This window comes from Nonomuraea africana (assembly GCF_014873535.1).
Classification (GTDB): Bacteria; Actinomycetota; Actinomycetes; order Streptosporangiales; family Streptosporangiaceae; genus Nonomuraea; species Nonomuraea africana.
Window position 1 is genome coordinate 9,160,955 of the sequence record NZ_JADBEF010000001.1, and the last position, 14,883, is coordinate 9,175,837.

The following is a 14,883-nucleotide window of genomic DNA, read 5'->3' on the forward strand; positions in this document are numbered from 1 at the left end:
GTATTTATTAGCTTTGCTTAGTTTCTTAGGTGTGGTTATCGCACCTCGGGTGACCGTCGGCGTCGCCGCTGCCGGCATCTCCTCCTTCGCTCTCCTGTACGCCCCGCAGGCCGTGCTCCCGCAGCTCGCCGCCGAGTTCCACCTCGACCCCGGCGGTGCCTCCCTCGCCATCGGCGTGGCCACGGGAGCGCTCGCCATCGCGGTGCTGCCGGTGGCCGCGCTGTCGGAGATCGTCGGCAGGCGGCGGATCATCCTGATCTCGGTGATCGCCTCGGTGGTGCTCGGCCTGCTGCTCCCGCTCGCGCCGACCTTCGAGAGCCTGCTGGTGCTCAGGGCCCTGCAGGGCGTGGCCATCGCCGGCTTTCCCGGCGTCGCGGCGGCGTACCTGATGGAGCTGCTCGGCGGCGCGGGCGTGGCCGCCGCGGTCGGCGCGATGATCGCGGGGAACTCGGTCGGCGGCATGGCGGGCCGGCTGGCGGCGGGGTTCGTCGCCGAACCGCTCGGGTGGCACGGCGCGCTCGCCTGCGTCGCCGCGCTCTCCCTGGTGTGCGCGGTGGTCACCGTCCTCGCCCTGCCGGCCACGCCGCCGCGCCCGCGGGTCAGGAGGGGCGGCGGCCTGCGGGCGGCCTTCAGCCGTCCCGTGCTCCTCGCGCAGTACGGCGTGGCCGCGGCGGGCGTGGGCTCCTTCGTCGCCGTCTACAACGCCGCGGGGTTCAGGCTCATCCGCGAGCTCGGCATCGCGCCCGCCATCGCCTCCCTCGTCTTCCTCGCCTACGCGACGGGCACGCTCTCCTCGAGCACGGCGGGCAGGCTCGTCGGCAGGTACGGCAAGCGCGCCGTGCTGGTCGCCGCGCTCCTGGTCACCGTCCTCGGCACGCTGCTGACCATCCCCGACAACCTGGCGCTGGTGGTGCTCGGCCTGGTCGTGCTGACCGGCGGCTTCTTCGCCGCGCACGCCGTGGCCAACGGGTGGGCCGCGGCCGAGGCGCCCGAGGGCGCCCGCGGCCACGTCTCCGGCCTCTACACGCTCTTCTTCTACGTCGGCAGCAGCGTCGGGGGCACCGTGGGCGGCATCGTGTACGGCAGGGCGGGGTGGAGCTGGCTGGTCGTCTTCACCGCCGCCTGGCTGCTGGCCGCGATGGCGGGCGTGCTGGCAGAGGGGCGCAGGCCGCGGGAGCGCGGGCGTCGCGCGGCGGGCGCGCGACGCACCTCTCCCGCGCTCACCCTCTGACGCGGCCGCCCATGTCGTCGACCAGCTGGGTCAGCCGGGCGAAGACCCTGTCGTCGCCGAGCCCGTCGTGCTCGTACTCGTTGGTCACCCACACCTGGGCGTTGCCGATCCGCGCGGCCGTCTCCAACTGCAGGCCCGAGTCGACGTACATGTCGTCGAAGTAGACCGCGGCGGCCACCGGCACCTCGTTGGCGGCCAGCCGGTCGGGATCGTAGAGCGCCGGCCACTCCTCGCGGGCGGCCATCACCTCGACCGCGCCGCGGAAGGGCCGCAGCTCGCGGATCTCCTCGAACATCCAGGGATAGATCATCTCCCCGGTGAACAGCAGCGGCCTGGCCGTCTCGGCGAAGGCGGGGTGCTCGGCCCGCATCCGCTCGGCCGCCCAGGCCGTGGCGCCGGGGCCCGCTCCGTAGATGCTCTCGTGCATCGCGGCGTACAGCGGGTTGTCGCCGAAGGAGGTCCTGGCCAGCACCTGGTGCAGGAAGGAGGTGGTCAGGCCCTCCTCGATCAGCCAGTGCATGCGCTCGTAGCCGGGCTTCATGCCGAAGTCGACGCCGAGGAACTGCAGCCGCCGCACGGTCAGCACGTCGCCGTCGGGCAGCAGCACGTCGCCCTCGGACAGGCGGTCGGCGAGCCGCGCCACGGTCTCCACGTGGTGCGGGTAGCGCCGGTAGAACTCCCTGTTCTTCGCCTCGACCCGCGGATAGGTGCGCCGGTAGACCTCGGCGGCGTCTGCCTCCAGGCCCGCGAGCCCGCCGGTGACGTAGCACGCGCTCAGCCCCTCGGGCGCCTGCGACAGGTAGGTCAGCGTGAGGAAGCCCCCGTAGCTCTGACCGAGCGTCGACCAGCGCCCGCCGCCGAAGACCGTCTTCCTCAGGTGCTCGGCGTCGGCCACGATCGAGTCGGCCCTGAAGCACGACAGGTAGGCGGCGCCCCGCTCGGCCGTCTCGAAGCGGGACATCAGCCTGCCGTCCACCCGGGAGCTGCGGCCGGTGCCGCGCTGGTCGAGCAGGATCACCCGGTGGGTCTTCAGCGCCTGACCGACCCAGCCGGACGGCCCGAGCGGTCGCGGGCCCTTCCCGCCGGGGCCGCCCTGGAGATAGAGCAGGCAGGGCAGGTCGTCGTCCCTGCGGGTGGGATCGACCAGCTCCCTGGCGAAGACCTGGATGCTCTCGCCGCCGGGGTCGGTCCAGTCGAGCGGGACGTCGGCGACGTGTTCGCGCACGTGCATGCCGGGGATGGTGTAGCTCTTCACCGGGCCGCGCCTACTCCGCGTTCTCGGGGACGATGTAGTAGCCGAAGTCGTCGCCGGTCTTCTCCAGCTGCCGCAGGACCTTGCGCGGGTCCTCGCCGGGGCCGGCCACGTAGAACGGCCTGCCGTCCCTGCCGAACTCGATGCTGCCCGCGTCGGCCGCGGCGCGCTCGCCGAGGAACGCGGCCAGCGGCGCGAAGTCGTCGCCGGGCTCGAAGCCGAGCCCCCTGGCGTACTCCACGCTGCCCAGCACCAGCTCGCGCGCCAGCGCGAACGGCGCCTCCTGGCGGCCGGCGTAGTCGGAGAAGAAGAACTCCCTGAAGCGCCGCAGCTCGACCTCGGACATGATGTCGGGGCCGATCGTGTGCTTGACGCCCAGGCAGTAGACGTCCACGAGGTAGCCGCACACCTCCAGCTTGTCCCAGCCGTGGCTCTTGGCCACGAGCACGGAGACCATGCCGGAGGAGCCGCCCTCCACCGGAGCCTCGTCGGTCCAGCCTCGCGTGGTCAGGCCCACGCTCCAGCCGGTGTTGACCCAGGCCCCGACCACCTCGGGAGCGGCCGCCTCGGCCTCGGCGGCGATCGCCCGGACCAGCGGGGCCACCTTCGAGGGCGGCACGCCGAGGGCACGGGCGATCTCCTTGGGCGACATGCCCTGTTCGCGTAGCTCGCGGACCTTGTTACGTAGCTCCATAGAGATGGGACTTTATCCGTTCGCCCCTGAGCGCGGACTCCAGGGCGGAGGTCACCATGGCGAGGCTGGCGAGGTTGTCGTGGCCCTCGCCCTGGGGCGGCCTGCCGGTGCGCAGCGCGTCGACGAACTCGCCTAACGCCCACGCCAGACCCTGGAACCGGTCGCGGCTCGCGTACACGTCGGGCTCCGGCTCGGCGGGCGTCACCCCCTCCGCCTCGATCACCGACCCGCCGTCCCACACCGCGGTGCCGCGCGCGCCGATCGCCCGCCAGCTGCCCGTCCACGAGGTCTGCAGGCCGGGGGCCGACCAGCTGCCGCTGAAGACGTACCGCAGGCCGCCGGTCATCTCAAAGATCGCCGTCGCGGAGCAAGCCCCGGTGTACCAGCTGGCGGCAGGCCTGAACGACTCGCAGTAGACCGACACCGGGTCGGCCCCCGAGATCGCCCTGGCCGCGTCGAACAGGTGGATGGCCATGTCCTGGATCAGCGGGTGCGGCAGGTCCTCCAGGAACTTGACGGTCTTGTAGGGGATGTAGAACTCCGAGGTCAGGATCGCCAGTTCGCCCAGCTCGGCCACCGTGCGCCGGTAGGCGACCAGCCCTGGGAGGTAGCGGCGGTTCTGGCTGACCATGAACAGGCGGCGCGCCCGGTCGGCGGCCGCGACCATTGTCGCGCCCTCCTCGAAGCTCACCGCCATCGGCTTCTCGCTGAGCACCGACACCCCTCGCTCCAGCGCGGCCAGCGTGACCTCACGATGCGCGGCCGGCACCGTGCCGTTGACCAGGAAGTCGGGCCGCAGCGTGGCGAGCATCTCGGTCACGGATCCGAAGGCGGGCACCCCGTGGTCACCTGGCACCTTCGAGGGGTCGAGGTCGGCCCAGCCGACCAGCGAGACATCGGGATGCAGGAGCAGCTCGGTGGCCCACTGGCGGCCGATGAAACCCGCGCCGGCGATGACGGCGCGCAGCGGACGGTCCTCGGTGATGGTGTCGAAGGCCATGGGCTCCCTTACCAGGTGATGGGGGTGTGGGCGTTGCTCAGCGGCACGCCTGGACCGCCCTCGGGGGCCGCCCACACGACGGCGTTGGCCAGCACGCGCCGCACGCCCGGGAGGTGGTAGACGGGATAGTCCTGGTCGCCGGGGCTGAAGTAGAACACCCTGCCCCTGCCCCTGCGGTAACAGCAGCCGCTGCGGAACACCTCGCCGCCGCTGAAGGAGCTGATGAACACCAGCTCGTCGGGCGTGGGGATGCCGAACGGCTCGCCGTAGGTCTCCTGCTCGTCGATGACCAGCGGGTTCGGCACCCCCGCCGCGATCGGATGGCTGGGGTCGATCGTCCAGACCAGCTCGCGCTCGCCCCCGTCACGCCAGTTGAGCGTGCAGGTGGTGCCCATGAGCACGCGGAAGATCTTGGAGAAGTGGGCCGAGTGAAGGACGAGCAGGCCCATGCCGCCGAGCACCCGCTCGTGCACGCGGGCCACGACCTCGTCGGCCACCTCCTCGTGCGCCGCGTGCCCCCACCAGGTGAGCACGTCGGTCTCGGCCAGCACCTTCTCGGTCAGCCCGTGGTCGGGCTCCTGCAGCGTGGCCGTGCGCACCCTGACCCGCTCACCCAGATCGTCGCGCAGGCCCCGCGCGATCTGGCCGTGCATGCCCTCGGGGTAGCGCCTGCGCACCTCCTCCTCCCGCTCCTCGTGCACGTTCTCGCCCCAGACGGTGACATTGATGGCCACTCGGGTCTCTCCCTTCGGTCACGCTGATCTCTACCCCGTTTCCTGACGAAAGTCGGGGTCGTGACGGGACGAACGGCAGAGGTGGGCCGACCGGGCCGACGGCCACAGTTGGGCGCATGCGAAAGACACTGACCGCCCTGCTCGCCGCCCCGGCTCTGCTGACCACCCCGGCCCACGCCGACCCCGCCCCCAAGGCGACCTTCGAACTCCCCGCGCCCACCGGTCCCCACAGCCTGGGGATGCGCGAGGCGCACCTGGTCGACGAGGAGCGCGGGAGGGAGCTGATGATCAGCGTGTGGTACCCCGCCCAGCCTGGCGGCGGTCCCGTGGCGCCGTACATGACGCCCAAGGCGGCGGCCTACTTCGACCAGGGCGCCGGGGCCATGGGGTTGCGGCCAGGACAGGTGGACTGGGCCGCCGTCGGCACGCACGCCCGCACGGACGCCCGGCCGAAGGGCCGCTGGCCGGTGGTGCTCTACTCGCCCGGCTGGGGATCCCTGCGCACGCTGGGCACCTCGACGGTGGAGGACCTGGCCAGCAAGGGGTACGTGGTCGTGACGATCGACCACACCCATGAGGCGCCCTTCGTCGAGTTCCCCGGCGGCCGGTTGGAGGTGGCCAGGCCAGGAACGGACCTGCGCTCCGGCATGGAGACCAGGCGGCAGGACGTGCTGTTCGTCCTGGACCGGCTGTCGTCGCTGAACGGGCTGGGCCACGCGATGGACCTGTCGCGGGTGGGCATGTTCGGCCACTCCTTCGGCGGCGACACCGCGGCGGAGGTGATGACCACCGACCGGCGCGTGGACGCGGGCGCCGACCTCGACGGCTGGCTGGCCTACGACGTCGACGGCGCCCAGCCCACCCGCGCCGCCGCCGAGGGCGTCACCCGGCCGTTCCTGCTGATGGGCTCGCCGGGCAGTACGCGCGACGGGCGGCCCAGGGCCCATCTGTCCTCGCCGGCCTGGAAGTCGTTCTGGGAGCACAGCCCCGGGTTCAAGCGCGACCTGCTGATGCCCGAGGCCATGCACTACAGCTTCACCGACGTCCAGGCCTTCCTGCCCCAGCTCGACGAGCGGCTGGAGGTCTCGCCCGAGATCAGGACGAGGCGCATCGGGACCGTGAGCGTCGCGTCGCAGCGCGCCTACCTCTCCGCCTTCTTCGACCAGACACTCAAGCTCCGTCCCCAGCGGCTCCTGCGCCGTGAGTCGGCGGCGCACCCGGACATCACGTTCGTTCGCTGAGCCGTTCCGAGACGACAACGACCTGACCGTGCCCGACGGGCCGCTGCGGCTGCTCCCGGGCGCGGTCGCGCCACGAAGAAACCGATGCTCCTTGTCCCATGCTCGTGTTCGCCTGCCCGCTCAAGAGGCCAGGCGTTAATGTGTTCGAGTCTGCGGCCTGTGCGCCAGGTGAGGCGAAGGAGGTGTTCGCATGGTGAGGTCCATCAGCCTTCTGATCGAGGAGGGGATGGCCGGCGTCGCGGCACATGCCCGCGCCCGGCGGGTCCGCCTTCAGCGGAGGCTCGCCCGGGCTGAGCTGGGTTCAGCCCGACATAAGCTCAACGCTCGGGTGCCCGAGCCTGCGACGCGTCGAGCATTCCGTTCCATAGCCTTGGGCGAGTTGTACGCGCTGTGAGCCGCCGTCGCGTGGGCGGCACGGGAATCCTCGTCCTCAGGGCGAGGGACAGGTCACGTCAAGGAGGCGGAGGAGCTGAGTGATCGAGAACGGGGTGGCGAGCCGTACGGCTACGTCTGGGACGGTCGCGTCTGGTGAGGCGGTCGGCAGGGTTCTTGGCACGCAGGCGGCCTCACCGCTCTCCTTCTGGGTCGGGCTCGCACCCGGCAGCGTGATCCAGCTCGACGACGTCGTCGTGACCAGGCGGGAGGTGCCCGGCTACGGGCAGGTGCTGGTCGCGGGCGTGGTGACGACCGTGGAGGCCAGGCACGAGGGCGCGGCCTACGACTCTGACGTGTTCCTCATCGCCGACGGCGCGCTGCCCGCCGCCGTGGTCGAGGTGGCCGAGGTCAAGGTGACCAGGGTCGAGCCGGAGGTGTTCGTGCCGCCGCTGCCGGGCTCGCCGGTCTACCGGGCGGGGGCCGGTGACAGGGACCAGGCGCTCTACTTCGACGTCATGGACCGCCGCGTTCCCATGGGCACCGGCCGCGACGGCCAGCCGCTCTACGTGAACTTCGACTTCCTCGACGGCACCAGGGGCGCCCACGTCTCGATCTCCGGTGTGTCGGGCGTGGCGACGAAGACCTCGTTCGCCACGTTCCTCATCTACTCGATCTTCAACTCGGGTGTGCTGCAGGGCGAGGCGGCCAACACCAAGGCGCTGATCTTCTCGGTGAAGGGCGAGGACCTGCTCTTCCTCGACCACCCGAACTCCCGGCTCGACGCCACCGCCGAGGCCGCGTACAAGCGGCTCGGGCTGCCGGCCAAGCCGTTCGGCAGCGTGCACGTCTTCGCGCCGCCGCGGCCCAACGACCCCAACGCGGTGCCGCACGTCGCCGCGCGCACGCACGGGGTCAGCGCCTTCTACTGGACGCTCGCGGAGTTCTGCAAGGAGGAGCTGCTGCGGTTCGTCTTCGCCGACGCCGACGACGAGCGGGCGGGATACTCCCTGCTGGTCGGGCAGGTAGCGGCGCGGCTCGCGTCCTGGGCCAGGCCGGTGGGCGACACCGGCGCGATCAGACTGGCGGTGGGCGAAGGCGGGCGACCCTCCCAAGAAGGCGGGCGACCGTCCGAAGAAGGCGGGACGGTCTGCCGGACCTTCGGCGACCTGGTCGAGCTGCTCAGCGACCAGCTCATGGACGAGGCCAGCCGCACGACCTGGACCGGCGCCCAGACCCCGCTCGGCACCGTCAACGCCTTCATGCGCCGCCTGCGCAGCGCGGTCAGGCCGCTGTCGCCGATCATCAGGGGCGACGTGGCAGGCGGGCGACCGCACTCCATCAGGACCTCCGACGCCCAGGTCTCCATCGTCGACCTGCACAACCTGCCCGAGCGCGCCCAGCGGTTCGTCGTCGGCGTGGTCCTGCGCGGCGAGTTCGCCAGGAAGGAGAGCTCGGGCACGGCCCGCCCGCTGCTGTTCGTGGTGCTGGACGAGCTGAACAAGTACGCCCCTCGCGAGGGCGACTCCCCGATCAAGGAGATCCTGCTCGATGTCGCCGAGCGCGGCAGGAGCCTCGGCGTGATCCTCATCGGCGCCCAGCAGACCGCCTCGGAGGTGGAGCGGCGCATCGTCTCCAACAGCGCGGTGCGGGTGGCGGGACGGCTCGACCCCGCCGAGGCGGCCAGGTCCGAGTACGGCTGGCTGCCGCCGATCGTCAGGGAACGCGCCACGATCGCCAAACCCGGCACGATGTTCGTCGCCCAACCCGAGATCCCGGTGCCGCTGGCCGTGGCCTTCCCGTTCCCCGCCTGGGCCACCAGGCCGTCGGAGGCGGTGCCGATCAAGGCGCCGAGCGCCGACCCCTTCGCCGGGCTGCCAGGCGTCGAAGACGACATCCCGCCGTTCTGATGGGAGCTCGATGAAGATCCTGCACACCGCCGACTGGCACGTCGGCAAGGTACTCAAGGGCCGCTCCCGCATCGACGAGCACCGCGCGGTGCTGCGCGAGCTCGTCGGGAAGGCCCGCGAGGAGAACGTCGACGCGGTCATCGTGGCGGGAGACGTCTTCGACACCTCCGCGCCCACCCCCGAGGCGCAGTCGCTGGTGATGCCGGCGCTGATGGCGCTGCGCGAGGACGGGCGCGACGTCGTGGTGCTGGCCGGCAACCACGACAACCCGCAGCTGTTCGAGGTCTACCGGCCGGTGCTCGGCGCGCTCGGCATCCACGTGGTCGGCGCGTTCCGCCGCCCCGACCAGGGCGGCACGCTCTCCTTCACGGCCAGGACGGGCGAGCCGGTGCGGCTGGCCGTCCTGCCGTTCCTGTCCCACCGGTACGTGGTGCGCGCCGCCGAGGTGCTGACCGGCACCGCCGCCGAGCACAACCGCGACTACGCCGCCCGGATCGGCGAGCTGATCGGCGCCCTGACCGCGGGCTTCGCCGCGGACACCGTCAACGTCGTCACCACGCACGGCACGCTGCCCGGCGGGGCCTTCGGCGGCGGCGAGCGCGAGGCACAGTCGATCTTCTCCTACTACTTCGAGGCGACCGCCTTTCCCTCCTCGACGCAGTACGCGGCCCTCGGCCACCTGCATCGCAGGCAGCAGATCCCGGGCCCGTGCCCGATCTGGTACAGCGGCTCGCCCGTCGCCGTCGACTTCGGCGAGGAGGCCAACACGCCGGGGGCGCTGCTGGTCGACGTGTCGCCGGGCCGTCCGGCCGTGGTGCGTGAGATGACCTTCGGGCAGGCCCGCACCCTCCGTACGGTCACCGGCACCCTGGAGCAGCTCGAGGCCATGGACGTCGGTGACGCCTGGCTCAAGGTGGTCGTGGAGGAGAAGCCGCGTCCGGGCCTCGCCGACACCGTGCGCGAGCTGCTGCCCGGCGCGCTCGACGTCTCCCTCGACGAGCGCTTCCGCCCGGTGCGCAGCGTGCCGAAGGCGTCGAGCGCGACGCGCAGCCCGCGCGAGCTGTTCCGCGACTACCTCAGCAGCAGCGGCCGCCACGACGACCAGGTGGCGGGCCTGTTCGACCGGTTGTACGACGAGGTGACGAGCTGATGCGCCCCTTTCTGCTGCATCTGGAGAACTTCGGCAGCTTTCGTGAATCCGTCACGATCGACTTCTCCGACATCGACTACTTCGCACTGATCGGCCCGACGGGCGCGGGCAAGAGCACGGTGATCGACGCGATCTGCTTCGCCCTGTACGGCACGGTGCCGCGCTGGGGCAAGGAGAACGTCATCTCGCACGCGCTCGCCCCCTCGGCCGCGGCGGGCAAGGTCGCGCTGGTCTTCGACAGCGCCGGACGCCGCCACGGGGTGGTCCGCGCGCTTCAGCGCGACGCGAAGGGCACCGTCCGCACCAAGGAGGCCAGGCTCGACGAGCTCGACCCGGCGGCGGCAGGCGATCTGACCGAGCTGCTGGAGGCGGTGCTCCGTCCGGTCGCCGAGGGTGACGCGGTCACGCCCGAGATCCAGCGGGTGACCGGGCTCGAGTACAAGTTCTTCACCCAGTGCGTGGTGCTGCCGCAGGGGCGTTTCGCCGAGTTCCTGCACGCCGCGCCGCGCGAACGGCAGGACCTGCTCGTCCAGCTGCTCGACGCGGACGTCTACGAGCGCATCAGGCAGCGGGCCGTACGGGAGGAGGAGGCGGCCAAGCAGGCCGCCTCGTTCGCCCGTGACCAGCTCGGCAAGCTCGCAGGCGCCGACGCGGACGCCGAGCGGGCGGCCGCGGAGCAGGTGGCGACGCTGCGCGCGCTGGCCGAGCAGATCGATCTCGACCTGCTGCGCGCCCGCGACGAGCAGATCCGCAGGGCGCGCGCCGACCGCGAGGCCGTCGCCGCCAGGGTCGAGGCGCTGCTCACGCTCGTCATGCCGGCCGACGTGCCGACGCTGGCCGAGACGGCCAGGCAGGCCGCCGCCGCGGTGACCACCCTGGCGGAGGAGATCGTTGCCCTCGAGTCCGACGAGCACCGCGCCCACGACGAGCTGGCCGCGCTCGGCGACCGGCAGGCACTCGGGCAGCGCCTGGCCGCTTTGGACGAGCGGGAGCGGCTGACCGCCGCCGCGGCGGCCGCCAGGGAGGCCGCCGAAAGAGCCGGCGCCGCGCTGCCCGCCCTCGCCGACGCCGCGCGGCGCGCCGCTGGAGCGCTGTCGGCCGCCGAGCGCGAGCGCGACAGGCTCCGCGACGCCCACACCGCCGCCGATCTGGCCGCCAGGCTGACCGTGGGGCAGCCGTGCCCCACCTGCCTGCGCCCGCTGACCGAGCTGCCGCACCACCCCGCGCTCGCGGACGTCGGCACCGCCGAGCGCGCGCTGGCCATCGCCAGGGGAGCGGCCGACCAGGCCAGGACCACGCTCGGCAAGGCCGAGACCGAGGCCGCCATGCTCGACGCCCAGGCCACCGCGCTGTCGGCCAGGCTCGCCGAGCTGCCGCCGCCCGGCGACCGGGCCGCGCTGGAGGAGCGCCTGGCCGCCATGCGCAAGGCCGACGAGGTCGTGGCCGAGGCGCGCAGGGCGGTGCGGGCCTGCCGCGCCCGGATGGACCGGGCGCAGCGCGCCGCCGAGTCCGCCGCCCGCAAGAGCGAGCAGGGCTGGCGCGACCTGGAGCTGGCCCGCGACCGCGTCCTCGCTCTCGGCGTGCAGCAGGGCGGCGCGCCGCCACCGGTCGATCGGGAGGACCTGCACCGGGCCTGGACCGCGCTGCTCGAATGGCGCAACCAGGCGGGACGCGCGGCCCGCGCCGAGCTCAACGAGCGCGACGCGGAGCTGTCCGAGATCGAGGCGGGCCGGACGAAGGAGCGCGCCATGCTCGTCGCACGGCTGGCCGAGCACCAGATCGGCGTGGCCGCGCAGGCCACGCCCGAGCAGATCGGCGGCGCGATCGCCACGGCGATCGCGAGGGCCGAGAGCAGGCTCGAACGGGTCAGGGAGGACCGCGAGCGCGCCCGCGCCCTGGAGGCCCTGGCCGTGGAGAAGGAGCAGGAGGCCAGGGTCGCGCACGAGCTCACTCTCCTGCTGCGGGCCAACGCCTTCGAGCGGTGGCTGTGCGCGGAGGCGCTCGAACTCCTCGTCGTCACCGCCTCCGACACGCTGCGGGAGCTGTCCGACGGGCAGTACGAGCTGGCCCTTGGCGGGAAGGGCGACATCGAGGTCATCGACCACGGCGAGGCGGGCCTGCGGCGCAGCGCCCGCACGCTGTCGGGAGGCGAGACCTTCCAGGCCGCGCTCGCGCTGGCCCTGGCGCTGTCGGGGACCATCGCGCGCAGCCTCGACTCGATCTTCCTCGACGAGGGGTTCGGCACGCTCGACCCCGCCACGCTCGACACCGTCGCCACCACGCTCGAACGCCTCGCCGCGGGGCAGGACCGCATGGTCGGTGTCGTCACACACGTTCCCGCGCTGGCCGACAGGGTGCCGGTGCGCTTCGAGATCGGGCGCGACGCCAGGGGCTCGCACCTGCGGAGGGTGGGTCCATGACGGCGGCCGTCGCCGAGTTCACGGTCGATCCGTGGGATCCGGGCTACGCGGCCGCGCTGGCCGTCGAGGCGCTGGCCGAGCTCGGCCCCACCAGCGCCGAGCTGGTCCTCGACGTCGAGCGGGACGCCGCCGACTGGAAGCCGATCGATCCGCCGCCGGGCACCACGGCGCCGGAGGTCCTGCTGATCGCCGACGGCGTGCGCAGGATCGACGCCCGCGTGTGGGTGCACGACCCGTCCTCGCCGATGCCGACGCCGGGCATCGCGGCCTCGTTCGCGGCCGGCATCGTCGAATGCGGCCCGGCGGGCGCCTCGCTGGCCGCCGTCGAGGTGGGCAGGGCGCTGTTCAGCGCCTCGGCGCAGACGCCCGAGATCAAGACCCCGCACGCCACCTACCGCGCCGAACGGGCGGCAGGGCCCAGCATGGACGAGCTCTCGCTGGCGCTCCAGCGGCAGGTCACGCAGCTCGAGGTGGATCTCGCGGTGCGGCACCGCTCGCGCGCCGACGACCTGCTGCTCGTGGACGGCCCGCTGCGCGGGCGTACCCACCTGCCGCGCACCGTCGGCTACATCAAGACCCACCATGCCGCCTACCTGCCCGGCCCGCAGAGCTCTGTCATCTCCGCGCTCTCGCCCGGCCAGCGCACCCCCGTCTTCCTGATGGGCACCAGCTGGCGGCGACACGCGTGGTACGTCCGGCTGCCGGTCCGCTCGGCCGCCCCGTGGGCGGGCATCGCCAGGTGTGAGGCGGGCGCGGAGCTGCCCGCCGACGAGGTGGTACGGCTCGCCGACGCCCTCACGCTCGTGCTGCCCGCGCTGGCTGGGGTCGACTACAAGGACCCGCGCGCGCCGCAGAACCTCGTGCCCATCGGCGGGCTGGAGAAGTTGCTGCGCCACCGCCTCGGCGACCCCAAACTCCTCTACCGGGCACTGCGCGGCGCCGCCGGCCCTTGACCGCCCGGTTTCCGTGACCCTGATCGACCGCCGGTTCGTGCTGGTCGCGGTGTCCGCCGGGGTCGTGCTCGCGGGTTTCCAGCCGGTCCGCGCGTCCGCCAGGCAGCGACCCGTGCTCGAATAGACGGTCATGGACCATATGAAGCTGCGGGAGCTGGCAGGACGGTTGGCGGCGGTCGAGGGAGTGGCGGCGGTGGCGCTCGGCGGCAGCAGAGCCAGGGGGACGCACCGGCCCGACTCCGACATCGACCTCGGGGTCTACTACAGGGACGCCCTCGATGTGGACGCGCTGCGGGAGCTCGCGGCCCAGGTGAGCGGGGGACGGGCGGAGGTGACCGAGCCCGGCGGGTGGGGACCGTGGGTGGACGGCGGCGGCTGGCTGACGATCCGCGGCCAGCGGGTCGACTGGATCTACCGCGACCTGGACAGGGTGCGCCAGGTCTGGGCGGAGTGCCAGGAGGGCCGCTACGAGGTCGGCACGCAGCCCGGTCACCCGCTCGGGTTCTACTCCCACGCCTACGCGGGAGAGGTGGCGTTGTGCCAGGTGCTGGAGGACCCCTCGGGTGAGCTCGGCGAGCTGAGAGAAGAGACCCAGGCCTATCCCGAGCGGCTGGGCCGGGCGCTGTCCGACGGGCTGTGGGAGGCGGAGTTCTCCGTGCGGCTGGCCAGGTACGGGGTGAAGGGCCACGATGCCGCGTACACGGCGGGATGCCTGTTCAAGGCCGTCGGGGTGGCCTGCCACGCGCTGCACGGCAGGGCGGGGAGGTGGTTGATCAACGAGAAGGGGATGGTCGCCTCGGCCGGACGGCTGGAGATCACGCCGCAGGGGTTCGCCGAGCGGGTGGAGGCGATCTTCACGGCGTGCTCGGACGACGAGCCGGCGCTCTCGGCCCACGCGGTGGACGAGGCGGCGACGCTGGTCGAGGAGGTGCGGGCGCTGACCCGGTGATCCACCATCCCGCCCGGGAAGACATCCCTCATGTCACAATTTTTCACAGTAGAACCCCAGGTCACACCTATGTCGGGTTTGTGAGCAAAACTTTTCCCCATCTTGAGCCAACCTTTTCTGGCTGATGTGCCTCTAAGTGATAGAGGGGGTCGGGCAATCCCGAGCCTGGCCCCATCGAACGGGGAGAGGAATCAGCACCCTCATGAAGAAGATCGCAGCAGGACTCATCGTCGCCACCATGGGTGGCGCTCTGCTCGTGACCGGTGGAACGGCCGCGCAGGCTCGCGCCGCGCTGGACGTCCAGATCGAGGACATCAACCCTGACCCGGTGGTCGTCGCCAAGGGCGGCGAGGCCACCGCGAGCTTCTACGTCGACGCCACCCAGGGCGCCCACGTGGAGCTCAAGGTCGAGCCGGTCGGCGACGTGCGCACGTTCGCAGCCAAGAGCGTCAGCGCCATCCCTGACGGCGCCCGCTGGAAGTTCACGGTGCCGTTCAACTCCGGCGACGAGGGCAAGTGGCGGGCCACCGCCACCGCCAAGAAGGACGGTGAGACCGACCGCGACAAGGCCTACTTCGAGGTCGAGGTCCAGGGCGGCAAGGCCGACACCCGTATCACCGGCTTCAAGGCCAGCCCCGACCCGGTGAAGAAGGGTCGCAGCCTCTGGTTCTCCGGTCGCCTCCAGGCGAACGAGGACGGCTGGGACGGCGTGCGCGGTGGCGAGGTCGAGATCTACTTCCGCGCCAACGGTTCGAGCGGCTGGAAGTACGTCACCAGCACCGAGAGCCGGTGGGGTGGCAAGTTCTCCGCCAAGACCCGCGCCTGGAAGAGCGGCACGTTCAAGGCCGTGTACGAGGGTGACGACGACACCAACGGCTCCGAGAGCCGCAGCGACTGGGTGCGCGTCTACAGCTGGCGCCGCTAGTCATCACTGAAACACGCCGGTCCGCTCTCCAGCGGGCCGGCGTTTTTCACGT

Annotated in this window: 12 protein-coding genes; 8 read left to right on the forward strand and 4 right to left on the reverse strand. The window is 72.2% G+C overall.

The window, feature by feature from the left end:
* The first annotated feature begins 31 nt into the window (after positions 1-31).
* The gene (locus tag H4W81_RS43860) at positions 32-1,231 is read left to right on the forward strand and encodes an MFS transporter (protein ID WP_318782447.1); all 1,200 of its coding nucleotides are present in this window, start codon (positions 32-34) and stop codon (positions 1,229-1,231) included.
* On the opposite strand, the gene H4W81_RS43865 is transcribed toward H4W81_RS43860, so the two are convergent.
* From H4W81_RS43865 to H4W81_RS43880, 4 genes are read right to left on the reverse strand one after another with little or no spacing between them, the layout of a single operon-like run.
* On the reverse strand, positions 1,221-2,486 hold the full coding sequence (locus H4W81_RS43865) for an alpha/beta fold hydrolase (protein WP_318782448.1): 1,266 nt from the start codon (positions 2,484-2,486) through the stop codon (positions 1,221-1,223). The two genes, H4W81_RS43860 and H4W81_RS43865, sit on opposite strands and share 11 nt — an antisense overlap.
* Before the next feature lie 10 nt (positions 2,487-2,496).
* Positions 2,497-3,177 (reverse strand): helix-turn-helix domain-containing protein, encoded by a 681-nt coding sequence (locus H4W81_RS43870; protein ID WP_225959078.1) that lies wholly within the window; start codon positions 3,175-3,177, stop codon positions 2,497-2,499.
* A complete protein-coding gene (locus H4W81_RS43875; RefSeq protein WP_192780192.1) occupies positions 3,164-4,177 on the reverse strand; it encodes a Gfo/Idh/MocA family protein in 1,014 nt (337 codons plus the stop codon). Before H4W81_RS43875 ends, H4W81_RS43870 begins: the two co-directional genes overlap by 14 nt.
* Before the next feature lie 8 nt (positions 4,178-4,185).
* The gene (locus H4W81_RS43880) at positions 4,186-4,911 is read right to left on the reverse strand and encodes a ThuA domain-containing protein (RefSeq protein WP_192780193.1); all 726 of its coding nucleotides are present in this window, start codon (positions 4,909-4,911) and stop codon (positions 4,186-4,188) included.
* 116 nt (positions 4,912-5,027) lie between these two features.
* Between H4W81_RS43880 and H4W81_RS43885 the strand changes: the two genes are divergently transcribed.
* The 7 genes from H4W81_RS43885 (at position 5,028) to H4W81_RS43915 (ending at position 14,831) form a co-directional block, all read left to right on the forward strand.
* Positions 5,028-6,152: an alpha/beta hydrolase family protein gene (locus H4W81_RS43885; RefSeq protein ID WP_192780194.1), complete on the forward strand. Its 1,125-nt coding sequence runs from the start codon at positions 5,028-5,030 to the stop codon at positions 6,150-6,152.
* A 473-nt stretch (positions 6,153-6,625) separates the two neighbouring features.
* Complete coding sequence (locus H4W81_RS43890; RefSeq protein ID WP_225959079.1) at positions 6,626-8,434, forward strand: ATP-binding protein; 1,809 nt, start codon at positions 6,626-6,628, stop codon at positions 8,432-8,434.
* A gap of 10 nt (positions 8,435-8,444) precedes the next feature.
* The gene (locus tag H4W81_RS43895) at positions 8,445-9,584 is read left to right on the forward strand and encodes an exonuclease SbcCD subunit D (RefSeq protein WP_192780195.1); all 1,140 of its coding nucleotides are present in this window, start codon (positions 8,445-8,447) and stop codon (positions 9,582-9,584) included.
* A complete protein-coding gene (locus H4W81_RS43900) occupies positions 9,584-12,004 on the forward strand; it encodes an AAA family ATPase (RefSeq protein ID WP_192780196.1) in 2,421 nt (806 codons plus the stop codon). The genes H4W81_RS43895 and H4W81_RS43900 overlap by 1 nt, the downstream gene beginning before the upstream one ends.
* Positions 12,001-12,957, forward strand: a complete 957-nt coding sequence (locus tag H4W81_RS43905; RefSeq protein WP_192780197.1) for a hypothetical protein — start codon at positions 12,001-12,003, stop codon at positions 12,955-12,957. Before H4W81_RS43900 ends, H4W81_RS43905 begins: the two co-directional genes overlap by 4 nt.
* Positions 12,958-13,087: 130 nt before the next feature.
* Complete coding sequence (locus H4W81_RS43910; RefSeq protein ID WP_192780198.1) at positions 13,088-13,906, forward strand: nucleotidyltransferase domain-containing protein; 819 nt, start codon at positions 13,088-13,090, stop codon at positions 13,904-13,906.
* Positions 13,907-14,108: 202 nt separating this feature from the next.
* On the forward strand, positions 14,109-14,831 hold the full coding sequence (locus H4W81_RS43915; protein ID WP_192780199.1) for a hypothetical protein: 723 nt from the start codon (positions 14,109-14,111) through the stop codon (positions 14,829-14,831).
* Positions 14,832-14,883 lie beyond the last annotated feature (52 nt).